Genomic DNA, 17,856 nt, shown 5'->3' on the forward strand with positions numbered 1-17,856 from the left:
GCCGTGGACGTACTGCGTTCATTCCAGGTTGTGGAGAACCGTTTGTCCACAGCCTGGAGGTGCCCGTAGCCAAAATGTGCCGACGACCGAACAATCGGTAGGTGAGGCGGGTCACACGGGACACGTCTCCCGTAGCCACTCCCACGAGGAGGTGCCGTCATGACGGTCATGGAGCAGCGGGGCGCGTACCGGCCTTCGCCGCCGCCCGCCTGGCAGCCCCGTATGGACCCCGCGCCGCTGCTGCCCGACGCCGAGCCCTACCGCGTCCTCGGCACCGAGGCCGCGGCGAAGGCCGACCCGGAGCTGCTGCGCCGGCTGTACGCCCAGCTGGTGCGCGGCCGCCGGTACAACGCTCAGGCCACCGCCCTGACCAAGCAGGGCCGCCTCGCCGTCTACCCCTCCAGCACCGGCCAGGAGGCCTGCGAGGTCGCCGCCGCGCTGGCCCTCCAGGAGCAGGACTGGCTCTTCCCGAGCTACCGCGACACGCTCGCGGCCGTCGCCCGCGGAGTCGACCCCGTCGAGGCACTCACCCTGCTGCGCGGCGACTGGCACACCGGCTACGACCCGCACACGCACCGCGTCGCCCCCCTGTGCACCCCCCTCGCCACCCAGCTGCCGCACGCCGTGGGCCTCGCCCACGCGGCCCGCCTCAAGGGCGACGACGTGGTCGTGCTCGCCCTGGTCGGCGACGGCGGCAGCAGCGAGGGCGACTTCCACGAGGCGCTGAACTTCGCCGCCGTCTGGCAGGCGCCGGTCGTCTTCCTGGTCCAGAACAACGGCTTCGCGATCTCCGTCCCGCTGGCCAAGCAGACCGCCGCCCCCTCCCTGGCCCACAAGGCCGTCGGGTACGGCATGCCGGGCCGCCTGGTCGACGGCAACGACGCCGCGGCCATGCACGAAGTGCTCAGCGACGCCGTACGGCACGCGCGCGCGGGCGGCGGCCCGACCCTCGTCGAGGCGGTGACGTACCGCATCGACGCCCACACCAACGCCGACGACGCGACCCGCTACCGCGGCGACGCCGAGGTCGAGGCCTGGCGCGAGCACGACCCGATCCAGCTGCTGGAGCGGGAGCTGACCGCCCGCGGGCTGCTCGACGAGGACGCCGTGCGGGCCGCGCGCGAGGACGCCGAGGCGATGGCCGCCGACCTGCGCGAGCGCATGAACCGGGACCCGCGGCTCGACCCCATGGACCTGTTCGACCACGTGTACGCCGAGCCCACCCCGCAACTGCGGGAGCAGCGCGCTCTGCTGGAGGCCGAGCTCGAGGCCGAGCAGGAAGGCGGTCACCGATGACCACTGTCGCCGTCAAGCCCGCCACGATGGCGCAGGCCCTCACGCGCGCGATGCGCGACGCGATGGCCGCCGACCCCACCGTGCACGTCATGGGCGAGGACGTCGGCACGCTCGGCGGTGTCTTCCGGGTCACCGACGGGCTCGCCAAGGAGTTCGGCGAGGACCGCTGCACGGACACCCCGCTAGCCGAGGCGGGCATTCTCGGCACGGCCGTCGGCATGGCCATGTACGGACTGCGCCCGGTCGTGGAGATGCAGTTCGACGCCTTCGCCTACCCGGCGTTCGAACAGCTCGTCAGCCATGTCGCCCGCATGCGCAACCGCACGCGCGGCACCATGCCGCTGCCGATCACCATCCGCGTCCCCTACGGCGGCGGCATCGGCGGGGTCGAGCACCACAGCGACTCCTCCGAGGCGTACTACATGGCCACTCCGGGCCTCCACGTCGTCACGCCCGCGACCGTCGCCGACGCCTACGGACTGCTGCGCGCCGCCATCGCCTCCGACGACCCGGTCGTCTTCCTGGAGCCCAAGCGGCTCTACTGGTCGAAGGACACCTGGAACCCGGAGCACCCGACGGCCGTTGAACCGATCGGACGCGCCGTGGTGCGGCGCACGGGCCGCAGCGCCACGCTCCTCACATACGGCCCGTCCGTTCCCGTCTGCCTCGAAGCCGCCGAGGCGGCCCGGGCGGAGGGCTGGGACCTCGAGGTCGTCGACCTGCGCTCCCTGGTGCCGTTCGACGACGAGACGGTCTGCGCCTCGGTGCGCCGCACCGGACGCGCGGTCGTCGTGCACGAGTCGGGCGGATTCGGCGGACCAGGCGGCGAGATCGCGGCCCGGGTCGCGGAGCGCTGCTTCCACCATCTGGAGGCGCCGGTGCTGCGCGTGGCCGGGTTCGACATCCCCTACCCGCCGCCGATGCTGGAGCGGCACCACCTGCCCGGCGTCGACCGGATCCTGGACGCCGTGGCGCGTCTGCAGTGGGAGGCCGAGGGCTGATGGCGCAGGTGCTGGAGTTCAAGCTCCCCGACCTCGGGGAGGGACTCACCGAGGCGGAGATCGTCCGCTGGCTCGTGCGGGTCGGCGATGTCGTCGCCGTCGACCAGCCGGTCGTCGAGGTCGAGACGGCCAAGGCGATGGTCGAGGTCCCCTGCCCGTACGGCGGCGTGGTCACCGCCCGCTTCGGCGAGGAGGGCACGGAACTTCCCGTGGGTGCACCCCTGCTGACGGTGGCGGTCGGACCGGCCGCGCCCGCCGGTGAGACCGAGGGTTCGGGCAATGTGCTGGTCGGATACGGCACATCGGAGGCGCCGGCGCGGCGCCGCAGGGTGCGTCCGGCACCGGCCGCGCCCGTCACCCACAACGGTGCGAGCGGCGCCACGGGCACGGCGGCCGACGTGGCTGCGTCGAGCCGTACGACCGCAGCGAACGACACGACCGCAGTGAACGACACGACCGCATCGGGTGGTACGACCGCCGGGCACGCGAGCACCGCGTACGCGGGCGGCCCAGTTCCCGTGATCTCCCCGCTCGTCCGTCGGCTCGCTCGTGAGAACGGCCTCGATCTGCGGGAGCTGGTGGGTTCCGGTCCCGAGGGGCTGATCCTGCGGGCGGACGTCGAGGGCGCGCTCAAGGCCAGGACCGCGCATGCCGTCCCCGTGGCTCCGCCGGCGCAGGCCCCGGCGGTGGGCTCGGCGCCGAGCGCCGCAGGCACCCGCGTCCCCCTCAAGGGCATCCGCGGAGCGGTCGCCGACAAGCTGTCCCGCAGCCGCCGGGAGATCCCGGACGCCACCTGCTGGGTGGACGCGGACGCCACGGAGCTCATGCGCGCGCGGACGGCCATGAACGCGGCCGGAGGACCGAAGATCTCCCTCCTCGCGCTCCTCGCCAGGATCTGCACCGCCGCCCTCGCCCGGTACCCCGAGCTCAACTCCACGGTGGACCTGGAGGCCCGCGAGATCGTCCGGCTGGCCCAGGTGCACATCGGGTTCGCCGCACAGACCGAGCGCGGGCTCGTCGTGCCCGTCGTACGGGACGCGCACGCGCGGGACGCGGAGGGGCTGACCGCCGAGTTCGCCCGGCTGACCGAGGCCGCGCGGGCCGGGACACTGACGCCCGGGGAACTCACCGGCGGGACCTTCACGTTGAACAACTACGGGGTGTTCGGCGTCGACGGCTCCACGCCGATCATCAACCACCCCGAGGCGGCCATGCTCGGCGTCGGCCGCATCGTCCCCAAGCCCTGGGTGCACGAGGGCGAGCTCGCCGTGCGGCAGGTCGTCCAGCTCTCGCTCACCTTCGACCACCGGGTGTGCGACGGCGGCACGGCGGGCGGCTTCCTCAGGTACGTGGCGGACTGCGTGGAACAGCCGGCGGTGCTCCTGCGCACCTTGTGACCGGTTCCCTGTGATCAGGGTGGCATTCCCTGTGATCAGGGAGGCACGCATACTCGGAGGGTGACCGCCTCCGAGCCCGCCTCCCCCGGCCGCGACGTGCCGTACGACGGCGCGCCCGCATACGCCGACGTGCCCCGCGACGCCGTGTCGTACGCCGATGCACCCTACGACGCCGTCGTGCTCGCCGGTGGTGCCGCCCGGCGCCTCGGCGGGGTGGACAAGCCGGCGGTGCGGGTCGGCGGGCGCCCGCTGCTCGACCGGGTGCTCGCGGCCTGCGCCGGAGCGCGCGCGACCGTCGTCGTGGCCGAACCGCGGCCGACCGCCCGGCCGGTGCGGTGGGCCCGCGAGGAGCCGCCCGGCGGCGGACCGGTCGCCGCACTCGACGCCGGCCTCCGGCGGACCGCGAGCCAGGATGTCCCCGCCGAGTTCACCGTGGTGTTCTCCGCCGACCTCCCCTTCCTCGAAGAGGACACGGTGCGCCGGCTGGTGACGGCCCTGCGCACCGGCGGCGCCGAGGGGGCGCTGCTCGTCGACGCGGACGGCCGCGACCAGCCGCTCGTCGCCGCGTACCGCACGGCCGCCCTGCGCCGGGAGCTCGCGGTGCTCGCGGACCGGCACGGCGGACTCGCCGGGCTGCCCCTGCGCCGGCTGACCGGCTCGCTCGACCTCACCCGCGTCCCGGACCCGCTCGCGTCCTTCGACTGCGACACCTGGGACGACATCGCCACCGCCAGAGCACGCATCAGGGAGCATGGGCACGTGTTGGATGAATGGATCTCCGCAGTCAAGGACGAACTGGGCATCGACCTGGACGTCGACACCGGCGTCCTGCTCGACCTCGCGCGCGACGCCGCCCATGGAGTGGCCCGCCCCGCCGCCCCGCTGACCACCTTCCTCGTCGGCTACGCGGCCGCGCGGGGCAAGGGCGGCCCCGAGGCGGTCGCAGAGGCCGCCCGCAAGGCGACGGCACTGGCGCTGCGCTGGGAGGAAGACAACGGCTCCCCGCAGCCCGCCCCGGGCCCGGACGCCGGATGACCGCCCACGGCAGCCGGGCCGGCGCGCACACCGAGGACACCGACGACCTCGACGTCGAGGAGGCGCTCGCCCTCGTGAGGGAACCCAAGGAAGACCGCGGTCCCGCCCCGGGCGGCCACGTACCCGCGCCCGCCTCCGACGCCGGGCGCGCCTCGGACGACGCTCACCACCGGGCCACCCCCTGGCCCAAGGCCCGTGAGACCGCCGCCCGTGCCGCCCGCTCCGGCGTGCGCCGCGCCCCGGTCTCCGTGCCGCTCGGCGACGCCCTCGGCCTGGTCCTGGCCGCCCCGCTCGACGCGCTCACCGACCTCCCCTCCTTCGACACGTCCGCGATGGACGGCTGGGCGGTCGCCGGCCCCGGCCCGTGGGCCGTACGGGAGAAGGACGTCCTGGCCGGGCACGCGCAGCCGGAGCCGCTGACGGACGGGGAGGCGGTGGGGATCGCGACCGGCGCCCGTGTCCCGCCCGACACCACGGCCGTCCTGCGCAGCGAGCACGGCCGCATCGACGCCAAGGGCCGCCTGCACCCCACCCGGGAGGTGGGCCACGGCCAGGACATCCGTCCCCGTGGCCAGGAGTGCCGCAGCGGCGACCAGTTGCTGCCCGTCGGCACCCTCGTCACCCCCGCCGTGCTGGGCCTCGCCGCGGCCGCCGGATACGACATCGTCACCGTGATCCCCCGCCCCCGTGCCGAAGTGCTCGTCCTGGGCGACGAGTTGCTCACCGAAGGGCTCCCGCGCGAGGGGCTCATCCGTGACGCGCTCGGCCCGATGCTGCCGTCCTGGCTGCGCGCGCTCGGCGCCGACGTCACCTCGGTACGCCGGATCGGCGACGACGCCGAGGCCCTGCACAAGGCCATCGCCTCGTCCGACGCCGATCTCATTCTCACCACCGGCGGCACCGCGTCCGGCCCCGTCGACCACGTCCATCCCACCCTGCGACGCATCGGCGCCGAACTGCTCGTCGACGGCGTCAAGGTGCGCCCCGGCCACCCCATGCTGCTGGCCCGCACCAAGGAGAACCAGCACCTCGTCGGCCTGCCCGGAAACCCCCTCGCGGCCATCTCCGGCCTGCTCACGCTCGCCGAACCCCTGCTGCGGACCCTCGCCGCCCACCCGGCCCCCGAGCCCTACACGCTGCCGCTGCGGGAGACGGTGCACGGGCATCCTTACGACACCCGGCTCATCCCCGTGGTGCTGCGCGGCGACGGTGCCGCGCCGGTGCACTACAACGGCCCGGCGATGCTGCGCGGCATCGCCGCCGCCGACGCGCTCGCGGTCGTACCACCCGGTGGCGCCGGGCAGGGGCAGGAGACGGAACTCCTCGACCTGCCCTGGGCCAGCGCCGGAATCGGGGTGTGTTTCACGTGAAACTTCCGGGTCATGACGCCATAGCCCGCCAGGCGGGTGAGCAACTGGTGACCCATCAGGTGAAACTCCCGAAGAAAGTGGTGGAGCGCCCGATCCGCCAGGTCGCCGAACGACTGGTGATGGCCCTGCTGGTGCTGGTCGCGACCGCGTTGATCGTCTATGCCGACCGCGACGGCTACAGCGACAACTCCGACGGGTCCGTCGATCTGCTCGACGCGTTCTACTACGCGACGGTCACCCTCTCCACCACCGGATACGGCGACATCACACCGGTCGGCGACGGTGCCCGGCTCACCAACATCTTCGTCATCACACCCCTGCGGGTGCTGTTCCTGATCATTCTGGTCGGCACCACACTGGAGGTGCTCACCGAGCGCACCCGTGAGGAATGGCGCCTGAATCGCTGGAGTCAACGTTTTGCTGGATGTGCCACTGAGTCACGACACGGAGAACGGCTGCTGACGGGGCTGTGATCGAGCTAGAGGCCTGTTGCACGCCCGGAATGTGAAACGCAGAAAATGCCGTCCCCCTGAGATGACAGAGACTCGGTGCCAGGTCTCGTTGTCTCAGCGGGGACGGCACTGCCGGGTTTCCCTCAAGTTACGAACGCTGCGGCAAATGCGTTGCCAGCGTCAGGAAGATTCGGTGTCTTTACTTATGCGATGCGAACCTCCCCCAGCGGCTTGAAGTCGGCCCAGCAGTCCGTCGGTGCCGTGTCCAGGCGGAGGGTGCCGGTACCGCCGGCTCCGCCGTCGCAGTAGGTGCTGGGGATGACGGAATTGAGGAAGGCGCCGTTCGGGTCGACGTCCGTGCCGACGTAGGGCGAGCCGGGGTAGGTCTCCGCTCCGACGTTGAGTGAGTCGTACGGGCAACCCTGTGAGGTCGAGAAGCAGGGCGCGCCCTCACCGATCGGGTTGGCGCCGTAGTGCGTCGTGTTGAACGCGACTGTCCAGATGACCTGACTGGGCAGTGCCGTCCCGGCGGGGAAGCTGAACGTCAGCGGGGCCGAGATGGAGTTGACGCACTGGTTGGTGGAGGGGTTCAACCACTTGCCCGCGTCTGTGCCCGTACACGCTGGGTCAGCCGAAGGCCGGTAGGGAATCGTCTGGGTCTGGGTCACCGTGGCGAGGAGTGCACCCGGTGCAGGAACGGGGCCGGAGTTGTCCACGGCGTAGATGTTCGCCGTGATCGGGTGGGTGAAGGTCGCTCCCGGTGTTGTCACGCAGTCGCCTGAGAACCAGTGCCCGCTGACACTGCACGCGAAGCTCTGGAAGTCCACTCTCAGCGAGCTGAGATTGCCCGTCTGGCTGAGTCCTACTTCATCGCCAAACTCGCTGGTTCCGGTCGCTTCGTAGCCGAGGCTGGGCGGCCCCTCGCAGGCGGGGAAGTTCGTGGGGATGGCGGAGTACACCGTGCCGGGGGCTCGGCCGCCGAAGTCACAGGCGGTTGAGGGAGGCGTGGGCTTGACGTAGCACGTCTTCTTCTTCTCTGGTTTGCCGGGCTTTTCCGGGTACTTGTGCGTCCCCGGCTTCAGCGGCCAGTCGCCGCCGTGGTGACCGGGCTTGTTGCTGCCGCCGCCGTAGAGGGCCTCGCACACTGCGGGGTCGTTGATGTGGAGCAGGATGGTCTGACTGGTCGGAGCCGCTCCGGGGAAGGTCGCGGTGCCCACCGTGGTGGCCGTCCCGTCGAGCGGGATGTTGCTCGGGTTGCCGTCCGGGCGCGAGAACGCGAAACGGTTGGCGTTCGTGGTTGCGGACCATGCCGCGCCGTTGGCTCCCACCGCTTGTGCCGTGACGTTGGTGGGCTGGGAGCTTCCTGGATAGACGCAGTAGCCGATCAGCCCCGGAACACCGCCGACGGGGTTTTCGTCCGTGAGTGAGTCGAAACTGTAGGTGCTGGTGTTTCCGCTGTTCGCGAATGCGGCCGAGACATTGTCGGCAGTGGCGTACTGGTTCACGAACTGACTCGCCGGGCAGTTGACCGGCTGACGGGATGCCGACGCGGCCGACGCGGACTCGGCGCTTCCCAGCCCCAGCGCGGCCGCTGTCACGATCGACAGTCCCACCGTCAAAGCAGTCCGTGACATCGGGGAATTCCCCGGTTTTCTCCGCCACCGGCTCATCCCGAAAAACGTCCTCATGCGTCGACCTTCTTTCGCGCTTCGGCAGCGCTGTCACGCGTGAATCCCATTAATGGTTCTCGCGCTGAATCCAGTGGGGCTGACAAGCTCGCCCCGCATAATGACGTGCCCACGCTACGTACCGCTGTTGTTGCGGCTGCGCTCATTTCTCTATGCATCACCCGATCGGACATGAGCCTTCACTGAACCGGAGTCTGAGAAGTCCCCTGCGGAAGTGATCCCTGTATGTGCCGGTCGTGGGGCAGCGCTGGGTGGGGCGATGCACTGCAATGCTCGCCAGCGTCTGCCCCGAACCCTCACCTTGAGTCCGCGCCTCGCCTCGATCGTGTGGGGATGGGTACGGTCAAGGGCGTGTCTGGCGCGCGTCGGGTTGGTCAGCCTTGGGCGTGCGCTGGTTGATCGCGCGCGACTAGGGAGCTGGTACGGGCATGCTCAAGCAGTCGGGCGCCGACGCCGTCATCACCAGCGCCAGCGCGGCCGGCCGGCTGCTCGGCCTGTCCGTGCTCAGCCCCGCCGCCGGCATGGTCATGGAGGATCTGATCCAGCAGGGCAGCGGCCTCGACCTCGTCGAACGCCCGGTGGTCAAGGCCGAGGCGGGCCGGGGCCCCCGGGACACGGACGACCTGGTGGTGAGCGTCGTACGCGGCCACCGCGTGCTCGGCTACGACGATCCGTCCATCGGCACCCTCCAGTTGACGGACCGTCTGATCACGATCGTCCGGGCGACACCGGGTGCGCAGGTCACCCCGGACCTGCGGCCGTTGCCACGGGACTGAGCGGGCCTCACCCGAGGGTCGCCGCGGTGCGGGGTAGCGTCGCCGTCATGCATGCGATCACGATTCCCGAACCTGGTGGGCCCGAGGCGCTGGTGTGGGACGAGGTCCCCGATCCGGTGCCCGGCGAGGGCGAGGTGCTGGTCGAGGTGGCGGCCGGCGCCGTCAACCGGGCCGACATCCTGCAGCGGCAGGGCTTCTACAACCCGCCTGCCGGCGCGTCCCCCTACCCCGGCCTCGAGTGCTCCGGCAGGATCGCCGCGCTCGGTCCCGGGGCCTCCGGCTGGGCCGTCGGCGACGAGGTGTGCGCGCTGCTCTCGGGCGGCGGCTATGCCGAGAAGGTCGTCGTCCCGGTCGGGCAGCTGCTGCCGGTCCCCAAGGGCCTCGACCTCACGCAGGCCGCCGCGCTGCCCGAGGTGGTCTGCACGGTCTGGTCGAACGTCTTCATGGTCGCCCATCTGCGCCCCGGTGAGACGCTGCTCGTGCACGGCGGCTCCAGCGGCATCGGCACGATGGCCATCCAGCTCGCCAAGGCGGTCGGGGCGAGGGTCGCGGTCACGGCCGGTACCAAGGAGAAGCTCGAGCGCTGCGCCGAGCTGGGTGCCGACATCCTGATCAACTACCGGGAGCAGGACTTCGTCGCCGAGATGGAGCGGGCCACGGACGGCGCGGGCGCCGACGTCATCCTGGACAACATGGGCGCCAAGTATCTGGACCGCAATGTCCGCGCCCTCGCCGTCAACGGCCGCCTCGCGATCATCGGCCTGCAGGGCGGCGCCAAGGGCGAGCTGAACATCGGCGCGCTCCTGAACAAGCGGGCCGCCGTCAGCGCCACCTCGCTGCGCGCCCGCCCGCTCGCCGAGAAGGCGGCCATCGTCGCGGCCGTGCGCGAGCATGTGTGGCCCCTGATCGACGCCGGTCACATCCGCCCGGTCGTCGACCGCGAGCTGCCGATGTCCGAGGCCGCCGAGGCCCACCGGGTGGTGGAGGCCAGCGGCCACGTCGGCAAGGTCCTGCTGGTCGCGCCGTAACGCCCGGTGACGTGGTGGAGGCTCATGCCCGGCCCTGGCCCCGGTGCGGTCGGCCGGGTGGGCCTCAGCCCCTGCGTACCCGCAGGGCGACGAACGCCAGGCCCAGCCCCAGCCCGATGAGGACCAGGCCGCTGCCCAGCGGCAGGATCTGCAGGACGGGCTCGGCGGTGGACTCACCCCCGTGGGCGCCGGTCTGCCCCGCGGGGGGCGCCGGGGGTGCGGAGGGGACCAGCCCGGCCTCCTGGGGCGATGCGGAGGACGCCGTGCTCGGGGTCGCGAGGGCGCTGGCGTCACCGTCCTCGCCGGGATCGTCCGCTTCCTCCTGGGACTCGGTCTCGTCGCCCTCGACCTCCGCGTCGGGCTCCTGAGGCCGCCCCGGCCGCTCGCGCCCCTCACCGGCCCGGCTCCCGGCCCGGGACGGCTCGGGCGAGGCCATGGCCGAAGCGGAGGCGGAGCCGGAGGCGGTGGGGCCGGAGCCGGCGGCCGAGGCGGACGCGGACCCGGAGGCGGCGGTGGCGGGGGAGCCCGGGGGTGAGGCCTCGGCGCCGTACGAGGGCATGGCGCCGCACGGAACGGCCACCGCACCGAGGACGAACGGCAGCCCCGCAGCGCGGAGCGTGAAACGCAGCCATGGAGTCACAGCGGTGACCTCCTGGAACCCAGTCGCCAAGATCGACAGAAATAAGCCTCACATTTACGAAGCATCCCGGCATTCCGGGTTCCGCCGACGGGTCTAAACGGTGGATCAGGCCCCACGGGGGGCACCTCGGTGGTGAGGTGTACGCGTGCGAGAGAATGGCGGCATGGAGATGCCGAGGAACGAAAGGTCGCCGGAGAATCCCCAGATCCTGGTCCTGGGCCAGGACGGGCTGGCGCTCGGTGGCACAGGAGACCAGGACTCCCGCGAGACGCCGGTGACGGATCAGGTGGAGCAGCCCGCCAAGGTCATGCGGATCGGCAGCATGATCAAGCAGCTGCTGGAGGAGGTGCGCGCCGCTCCCCTGGACGAGGCGAGCCGGGCCCGGCTCAAGGAGATCCACCGCAGCTCGGTGAAGGAGCTGGAGGACGGGCTCGCCCCGGAACTCGTGGAGGAGCTGGAGCGGATCTCGCTGCCGTTCATGGACGATGTGACGCCGAGCGACGCCGAGCTGCGCATCGCGCAGGCTCAGCTGGTCGGCTGGCTGGAGGGGCTCTTCCACGGGATCCAGACGACGCTGTTCGCCCAGCAGATGGCCGCCAGGGCCCAGCTGGAGCAGATGCGCCGCGCCCTCCCGCCGGGCGCGAGCCACGACGGCGACGACCCCCGCGCGGGCGGCCGTACGGGCGGCCCGTACCTGTAAGCCCGTACCCCCCCTGCAGCCCCTGCCCGCGAGGGCCCGGCAACCAGCCCGTACACAAGAGGGCCCGGCAAAGAATGCCGGGCCCTCTCTCCTGTGCTCATCGAGCTCATGCGCTCAGCCCGTCGGCGGGTTGCCCGTGGAGACGTAGACCTGGATCTCGACGTTCTTCGGGCCGACGTCCGAGTCGGGGGCGGGGAGCTGGTTGATGACCGTGCCCTCGCCGTATGTGTTCTCGTCGACCGGCACCGTCTTCACGGTCCAGCCCGCGGCCTGTGCGCAGGCCTTGACCGACTTGATGTACTTGAAGCGGAAGTCGGGGAGCTGGATCTTCTTGGGGTCGTTGTACGACTCCTGCGGCTCCGTGCACTCGGTGGTCTCGATCGTCCGCGATGTGTCCGGCCCGCGGTAGCCCGCCGCGTGGGACGCCGAGGAGGACGCGCTCGCGCTGCTGCGGCCGCCCCCGCCCCCGGTGTTGTCGTCGCTGCCGTTGTTCAGGACCAGCGCCACGATCAGGCCGACGACCGCGACCAGGGACACCGCGATCGAGCCGATGATCACCGGCTTGTTGCCCTTGGAGCCGCCGGAGGACTGGACCGAGGTCTGGGGCGAGATGGTGTAGGGCGGCGGGGTCGACGGGGCCTGCTGCCCGTACCCGACCGGGGCAGGCGTCTGGTAGCCGCCCTGCTGCGGGTAGCCGTAGGCCGGGGAGGGCGTCGGGGCGCCGTACGGGTTCGGGGCCGGGGCCGGCTGGTACGGCGTCTGTACGGGACCGGTGGGCGCCGGGGTCGCCTGGTCGACCGGCGGGAACACCGCGGAGCCGACGCCGGCGCCGCTCTGTGCGGGCGTGCCCGGCACGATGCTCGGCGGGGTCGCCTGGACGGAGGCGGCGACGCGCAGGCACTCGCCGCGCATGGACTCGGCGGACGGGAAACGCTCGTTGGGGTTCTTCTTCAGCGCGCGGGCGACCAGTGCGTCCACGGCCGGCGGCAGCGCGCGGTTGATCGACGAAGGAGCCACCGGCTCCTCCTGCACATGCGCGTAGGCGATGGCCAACGGGGAGTCCGCGTCGAACGGCAGTCGCCCGGTGACCAGCTGGAACAGCATGATGCCGACCGAGTAGAGGTCGGAGCGGGCGTCCACGCCCCGGCCGAGGGCCTGCTCGGGCGAGAGGTACTGCGGGGTGCCGACGACCATGCCGGTCTGCGTCATGGAGGTGACACCGGACTGCATGGCGCGGGCGATGCCGAAGTCCATCACCTTGACGACGCCGCGCTTGGTCATCATCACGTTGCCGGGCTTGATGTCGCGGTGGACCAGCCCCATCTCGTGGCTGATCTCCAGCGCCGCCAGCACGTCGGCGGTGATCTTCAGCGCCTTGTCGACGGGCATGGCGCCCTGCCGGTGGACGTCCTCGTCGAGGACCGAGCCCAGCGGGCGGCCCTCGATGTACTCCATGACGATGTACGGAGTGGTCATCCCGTCCAGGTCGTCCTCGCCGGTGTCGAAGACGGAGACGATATTGGTGTGCGTGAGCTTCGCCACGGCCTGGGCCTCGCGGCGGAACCGCTCGCGGAAGGCCTGTTCACGGCCCAGCTCGGTGTGGAGTGTCTTGATCGCGACCTGGCGGTCGAGCACCGCGTCGTACGCCAGGTGCACCGAGGCCATGCCGCCCTCGCCGAGCAAGTCGCGCAGCTGGTAGCGGCCGCCGGCGAGCGCCCGCCCCGCATACCGGCCGTGTGCGCCGTCCTGGCTCATCTTTACCCTGTCCCCCACTAGGCTCTCAGGCGCCGTCGTTGGCCGGTTGTCGTTGATCGAAAGTGTCATTCCCGGCCAAGTCTGCCCCAGGGCACCGACACGTCAAGCGCGGTGCCCGTTCCGTGACCGTACGCGAAAGAAGCGTCGCGGAAGCGTTACAGCGGCTGTACGCCCAGTACACAGAATTTGCACGACAGCGCGTGCTACGGGTTTGATGACCGGCCGGTCATGGGCCGGTCCCTGTACCCAACGCGGACCGGCGGCTTGCGCGGAGGCTGTAGCGTGGCCGACGGAGACCGTAACAACACCGCGCGCACCGCGGGCAGAAACGACGGCGAGGACTGATGGCACAGACGCAGCGCGCCCAGGGCCCGTCCGACCCCGAGGCGTCCGGCGGCGGCATGTCAGACGCGCCGGAGATGTGGGGCAACGGAGGGCTCGTCGGCGACGGCCGGTACCGGCTGACCCATCGGCTCGGCCGGGGCGGCATGGCCGAGGTGTTCGCGGCCGAGGACGTGCGCCTCGGGCGCACGGTCGCGGTCAAGCTGCTGCGCGCCGACCTCGCCGAGGATCCGACCTCCAAGGCCCGCTTCACGCGTGAGGCCCAGTCGGTGGCCGGCCTCAACCACCACGCGATCGTCGCCGTGTACGACTCCGGCGAGGACTTCGTGGGCGGCCAGTCGGTGCCGTACATCGTGATGGAGCTGGTCGAGGGCCGCACCATCCGCGATCTGCTGATCAACGCCGAGGCGCCGGGCCCCGAGCAGGCCCTGATCATCGTCTCCGGCGTCCTGGAGGCGCTGGCCTACTCGCACCAGCACGGCATCGTGCACCGTGACATCAAGCCCGCCAACGTCATCATCACCACCAACGGTGCCGTCAAGGTCATGGACTTCGGCATCGCCCGCGCGCTGCACGGCGCGTCCACGACGATGACGCAGACCGGCATGGTCATGGGCACGCCCCAGTACCTGTCGCCGGAGCAGGCGCTCGGCAAGGCCGTCGACCACCGCTCCGACCTGTACGCGGTGGGCTGCCTGCTGTACGAACTGCTCGCGCTGCGGCCCCCGTTCACGGGCGAGACGCCGCTGTCGGTGGTCTACCAGCACGTCCAGGACATCCCCACGCCTCCGTCCGAGGCCTCCGCGTCCGTTCCGCCGGAGCTCGACGGCCTGGTCATGCGCTCGCTCGCCAAGGAGCCGGACGACCGCTTCCAGACGGCCGAGGAGATGCGCGGCCTGGTCCAGTACGGCCTTCAGATGCTGTACGACCAGGGCGGCCACACCGGCACCTGGAACACCGGGCCGGTGACGATGCACGAGGGCCGGCACACCCCGGCCGGAGGCTTCGCCGGCACGACCGCCATGCCGCACCCGGCGCACGCCTCAGGCACCACCCAGATCCCGCAGCCGATCCTGCCCGCCGGGTACGGCAGCGGCGACGACGGCGGCTTCGAGGGGTACGGCAACAAGGGCAGCGGCCGCGGCAAGCTGTGGATCCTCGCCGTCCTCGCGGTGATCGCCATCGCGGCGGGGGTGGCGCTGGCGCTGAAGAACACCGGCGACAGCACCGGTGGCGGCGGCACCACGCAGTCGCCCACCACCTCGCAGACCTCGAAGCACGAGAAGGCCACCCAGAGCCCGACCGACGAGGCGACGGACGAGCCCACGGACGAGTCCACGGACGACACCACGGACCCGGGCACCGGTTCCGACTACACGCCCTCGTACACCCCGTCGTACACCCCGTCCGAGACCCCGAGCAGCGCACCGACCGACGAGCCGACGGAGCCGACGCCCACGGACGAGCCGACGGAGCCGGGGACCCCGTCGCAGCCGCAGTCCTCGGACCCGGCGACGGGCCCGACGGGCGACCCGGCCGGCACGGGCGGGCTCTGAAGGGCACCGGCTGAGACGCCCGCCCCCTGAGACGACCGTCTCGCGCGCGTGAGAGCCCATCGATGCCTCATGCGCGCGTGCTGCTCGCGGGCTCATTCCACGAACGCGTCGCACACGGCGTCGTACTCCCGCGTCCACCACACCGCGAGCGCCGACGCGGCCGGGAACTGGGGGTCCGCGCGGGTGTCGCCGCGCTCGTAGTGCCAGCGCAGCATCCAGAAGTCGTTGAGCCGCTCCCACCACACGCGGTGCACGGCCGCCGCCAGCTCCGACGGCGTGGCTCCGGCGGCGCGCCGGTACGCGCGCGCGTACTCCCGCACCTTCGGCAGGTCGAGCGCGCCGGCGGGCCGTACGAAGAAGATCGCGGCGGCCCGTACGGCCTCCTCCGCGCGGGGCTGCACACCGAGCCGGTCCCAGTCGACGATCGCGGCGGGCGCGTCACCCTTGTAGAGCAGGTTGAAGGGGTGGAAGTCGCCGTGCACCCAGCCCACCGGGCCGCCGCGCGGGGGGCGCCGGTCCGCGTGCTGTTCGAGGAGCGCGCGGCGTTCGAGCAGCCGGTGCCGGGCCAGTTCGTCGAAGGCGTCGGCCGGGCGGTGCCGGCTCACGTGGGCGAGCAGTTCGTCGATGAGGGCGAAGGTGTCGGCGGGGTCGGCGCTCTTCACGGGGTGCGGACCGGTGGCCGGGCGCGTGCGCCCCTTCGGCGGCATGACCCGCTCCAGAGCGGCGTGCACGGCTCCCAACAGCGCCCCGAGCCGCACGCACTGCCCGGGCGTGAGCTGGCCGCCGTGGCGGTGCCTGCCGTCGATCCAGGGGTGCAGGGCGTAGGCGTGGCCGCCGACGACGGCGACGGTGCGCCCGTCACGGCCGGGCAGCGGCGGGGCGACGGGGACGCCCAGGTCGGCCAGGCGCTGGGTGGCGCGGTGCCGGCGCTCGATGGCGGCCGGATCGGCGGTGTCGGGGTCGAAGTGGTGCTTGAGGAAGTAGCGGCCGCGGGTGGTGCACAGCCGGTAGCCACGGTTGAGCAGCCCCTGCTCGACGGGCTCGCAGGCGAGGGCGGAACCGGCGGCGTACAGACGGAGCAGGGCGCCCAGAGGGGGCGCGAGGGGTACTGGGGGTGGTACACATGAGCGCGGCACGCGCCAGATGTTAGGGCACCCGCGCGGCCGGTGAGCTGGGGCTTGTCACAGGTAGTCGCTTTCGTTCACGGTCAGTGCTCGAAGCGACGTCGACTCTGCCGTTTGCGTGAAATAAGCCCATACAGCCTTATTTCTGTGCCAGGTCGCTTTCGGACGTCAACTCTTCCCGTGGCCGGGGTGTGCGGGATAACGTGCCGTTGCTCCGGCCTCCTGCAAGGCTGTGACCAGCGACCTTCCCGTCCGTGCCGAATTTACTTGGAAATCCAAGCAAAATCGCAGGTCAGGAGGGGTTTCACAGAAATGTGAAGCACTGGGTAACGTGACGTTTGCAGGGCGCTCGCCGGGGCACCTGTCACGCCTGTTCCCGGCCGAGCGGCACCCACCCCGTGCACGGGTTTCGGAACAGGTGAGCCGCTCCCCCGAGCTCAAAAGGGCAAGGGGGACCCCCAGCTCACCGGCAACCCCGGGGGCCGGATCGACGGAGGAGCACACGTGACCGTGGACAGCAGTGCCGCGAGCAAGCCGCGACGCAGCACCGCAGGCAAGGCCGGCACCACCGGCACCAAGCGCACCACCCGCAGCGCTGCGAGGAAGAGCTCCGATCCCGAGCTCGTGCAGCTGCTGACGCCGGAGGGCAAGCGGGTCAAGAACGCCGAGTACGACGGATACGTCGCCGGCATCACCCCGGACGAGCTGCGCGGCCTGTACCGCGACATGGTCCTCACCCGCCGCTTCGACGCCGAGGCGACCTCCCTGCAGCGCCAGGGCGAGCTGGGCCTGTGGGCCTCGCTGCTCGGCCAGGAGGCGGCCCAGATCGGTTCCGGCCGGGCCCTGCGCGACGACGACTACGTCTTCCCGACCTACCGCGAGCACGGCGTGGCCTGGTGCCGCGGGGTCGACCCGACCAACCTGCTCGGCATGTTCCGCGGTGTGAACCACGGCGGCTGGGACCCGAACAGCAACAACTTCCACCTCTACACGATCGTCATCGGCTCCCAGGCGCTGCACGCCACTGGCTACGCGATGGGCATCACCAAGGACGGCGCGGACTCCGCGGTCATCGCCTACTTCGGCGACGGCGCCTCCAGCCAGGGCGACGTGTCCGAGGCCTTCAACTTCGCCGCGGTCTACAACGCCCCCGTCGTGTTCTTCTGCCAGAACAACCAGTGGGCCATCTCCGAGCCGACCGAGAAGCAGACCCGGGTGCCGCTCTACCAGCGGGCGCAGGGCTTCGGCTTCCCGGGCGTGCGGGTCGACGGCAACGACGTGCTGGCCTGCCTCGCGGCCACCCAGTGGGCGCTGGAGCGCGCCCGCGCCGGTGAGGGCCCGACGCTGATCGAGGCGTACACGTACCGCATGGGCGCGCACACCACCTCGGACGACCCCACCCGCTACCGCCACGACGACGAGCGGGCCTCCTGGGAGGCGAAGGACCCGATCCTGCGCCTTCGCCGGTTCCTGGAGTCCGCAAACCACGCGGACGACGGATTCTTCGCGGAACTCGAAGCGGAGAGCGAAGCGTTGGGCAAACGAGTACGCGAAGTGGTCCGCTCCATGCCGGACCCGGACGACTTCGCCATGTTCGAGAACGTGTACGCGGACGGGCACGCGCTCGTCGACGAGGAGCGAGCCCAGTTCGCCGCCTACCAGGCGTCGTTCGCGGACGCAGAGGGGGGCAACTGAC

13 protein-coding genes and 2 pseudogenes are annotated in these 17,856 nt (G+C 71.6%); 11 read left to right on the forward strand and 4 right to left on the reverse strand.

Features of this window, described 5'->3' with window-relative positions; genetic code table 11:
* The first annotated feature begins 159 nt into the window (after nt 1–159).
* The 6 genes and pseudogenes from pdhA (N8I87_RS20790) to N8I87_RS20815 all read left to right on the forward strand — a co-directional run.
* Entirely contained in the window at nt 160–1,296 is a 1,137-nt protein-coding gene (gene pdhA / locus N8I87_RS20790; RefSeq protein ID WP_263210690.1) for a pyruvate dehydrogenase (acetyl-transferring) E1 component subunit alpha, read from the forward strand.
* Nucleotides 1,293–2,297 carry an alpha-ketoacid dehydrogenase subunit beta gene (locus N8I87_RS20795; protein ID WP_263210691.1) on the forward strand — a complete coding sequence of 335 codons (1,005 nt, stop codon included), beginning with the start codon at nt 1,293–1,295 and terminating at the stop codon, nt 2,295–2,297. Before pdhA (N8I87_RS20790) ends, N8I87_RS20795 begins: the two co-directional genes overlap by 4 nt.
* Complete coding sequence (locus N8I87_RS20800) at nt 2,297–3,694, forward strand: dihydrolipoamide acetyltransferase family protein (protein WP_263210692.1); 1,398 nt, start codon at nt 2,297–2,299, stop codon at nt 3,692–3,694. The genes N8I87_RS20795 and N8I87_RS20800 overlap by 1 nt, the downstream gene beginning before the upstream one ends.
* A 60-nt stretch (nt 3,695–3,754) precedes the next feature.
* On the forward strand, nt 3,755–4,729 hold the full coding sequence (locus tag N8I87_RS20805) for an NTP transferase domain-containing protein (protein WP_411577260.1): 975 nt from the start codon (nt 3,755–3,757) through the stop codon (nt 4,727–4,729).
* Nucleotides 4,726–6,099: a molybdopterin molybdotransferase MoeA gene (locus N8I87_RS20810; RefSeq protein ID WP_263210693.1), complete on the forward strand. Its 1,374-nt coding sequence runs from the start codon at nt 4,726–4,728 to the stop codon at nt 6,097–6,099. The genes N8I87_RS20805 and N8I87_RS20810 overlap by 4 nt, the downstream gene beginning before the upstream one ends.
* Nucleotides 6,096–6,506: pseudogene (locus N8I87_RS20815) on the forward strand (potassium channel family protein); the annotation flags it as partial. The gene N8I87_RS20810 and the pseudogene N8I87_RS20815, both read left to right, overlap by 4 nt.
* 248 nt (nt 6,507–6,754) lie before the next feature.
* Here the strand turns inward: N8I87_RS20815 and N8I87_RS20820 are convergent.
* The gene (locus tag N8I87_RS20820) at nt 6,755–8,185 is read right to left on the reverse strand and encodes a hypothetical protein (RefSeq protein WP_263210694.1); all 1,431 of its coding nucleotides are present in this window, start codon (nt 8,183–8,185) and stop codon (nt 6,755–6,757) included.
* A 482-nt stretch (nt 8,186–8,667) separates the two neighbouring features.
* On the opposite strand from N8I87_RS20820, the pseudogene N8I87_RS20825 reads away from it, so the two are divergent.
* Together N8I87_RS20825 and N8I87_RS20830 are read left to right on the forward strand one after the other, a co-directional pair.
* A pseudogene (locus N8I87_RS20825) lies at nt 8,668–9,015 on the forward strand (Ion channel protein); the annotation flags it as partial.
* Nucleotides 9,016–9,062: 47 nt separating this feature from the next.
* Nucleotides 9,063–10,043: an NAD(P)H-quinone oxidoreductase gene (locus N8I87_RS20830; protein ID WP_263210696.1), complete on the forward strand. Its 981-nt coding sequence runs from the start codon at nt 9,063–9,065 to the stop codon at nt 10,041–10,043.
* A 64-nt stretch (nt 10,044–10,107) separates the two neighbouring features.
* Here N8I87_RS20830 and N8I87_RS20835 read toward each other — a convergent pair whose 3' ends face one another.
* Nucleotides 10,108–10,683 (reverse strand): hypothetical protein, encoded by a 576-nt coding sequence (locus N8I87_RS20835; protein ID WP_263210697.1) that lies wholly within the window; start codon nt 10,681–10,683, stop codon nt 10,108–10,110.
* 163 nt (nt 10,684–10,846) lie between these two features.
* Here N8I87_RS20835 and N8I87_RS20840 point away from each other — a divergent pair, with 163 nt between their 5' ends.
* The gene (locus tag N8I87_RS20840; RefSeq protein WP_263210699.1) at nt 10,847–11,383 is read left to right on the forward strand and encodes a bacterial proteasome activator family protein; all 537 of its coding nucleotides are present in this window, start codon (nt 10,847–10,849) and stop codon (nt 11,381–11,383) included.
* Between the two features lie 114 nt (nt 11,384–11,497).
* On the opposite strand, the gene N8I87_RS20845 is transcribed toward N8I87_RS20840, so the two are convergent.
* The gene (locus N8I87_RS20845) at nt 11,498–13,138 is read right to left on the reverse strand and encodes a protein kinase domain-containing protein (protein ID WP_263210700.1); all 1,641 of its coding nucleotides are present in this window, start codon (nt 13,136–13,138) and stop codon (nt 11,498–11,500) included.
* Between the two features lie 344 nt (nt 13,139–13,482).
* Between N8I87_RS20845 and N8I87_RS20850 the strand changes: the two genes are divergently transcribed.
* Nucleotides 13,483–15,036 (forward strand): protein kinase domain-containing protein, encoded by a 1,554-nt coding sequence (locus N8I87_RS20850; protein WP_263210701.1) that lies wholly within the window; start codon nt 13,483–13,485, stop codon nt 15,034–15,036.
* Between the two features lie 92 nt (nt 15,037–15,128).
* Here N8I87_RS20850 and N8I87_RS20855 read toward each other — a convergent pair whose 3' ends face one another.
* Entirely contained in the window at nt 15,129–16,172 is a 1,044-nt protein-coding gene (locus tag N8I87_RS20855; protein WP_263210703.1) for a phosphotransferase, read from the reverse strand.
* A gap of 492 nt (nt 16,173–16,664) precedes the next feature.
* Between N8I87_RS20855 and pdhA (N8I87_RS20860) the strand changes: the two genes are divergently transcribed.
* The gene (pdhA, locus tag N8I87_RS20860; protein ID WP_263210705.1) at nt 16,665–17,855 is read left to right on the forward strand and encodes a pyruvate dehydrogenase (acetyl-transferring) E1 component subunit alpha; all 1,191 of its coding nucleotides are present in this window, start codon (nt 16,665–16,667) and stop codon (nt 17,853–17,855) included.
* Nucleotide 17,856 lies beyond the last annotated feature (1 nt).

The organism is Streptomyces sp. HUAS 15-9, from assembly GCF_025642155.1.
Taxonomy (GTDB): domain Bacteria; phylum Actinomycetota; class Actinomycetes; order Streptomycetales; family Streptomycetaceae; genus Streptomyces.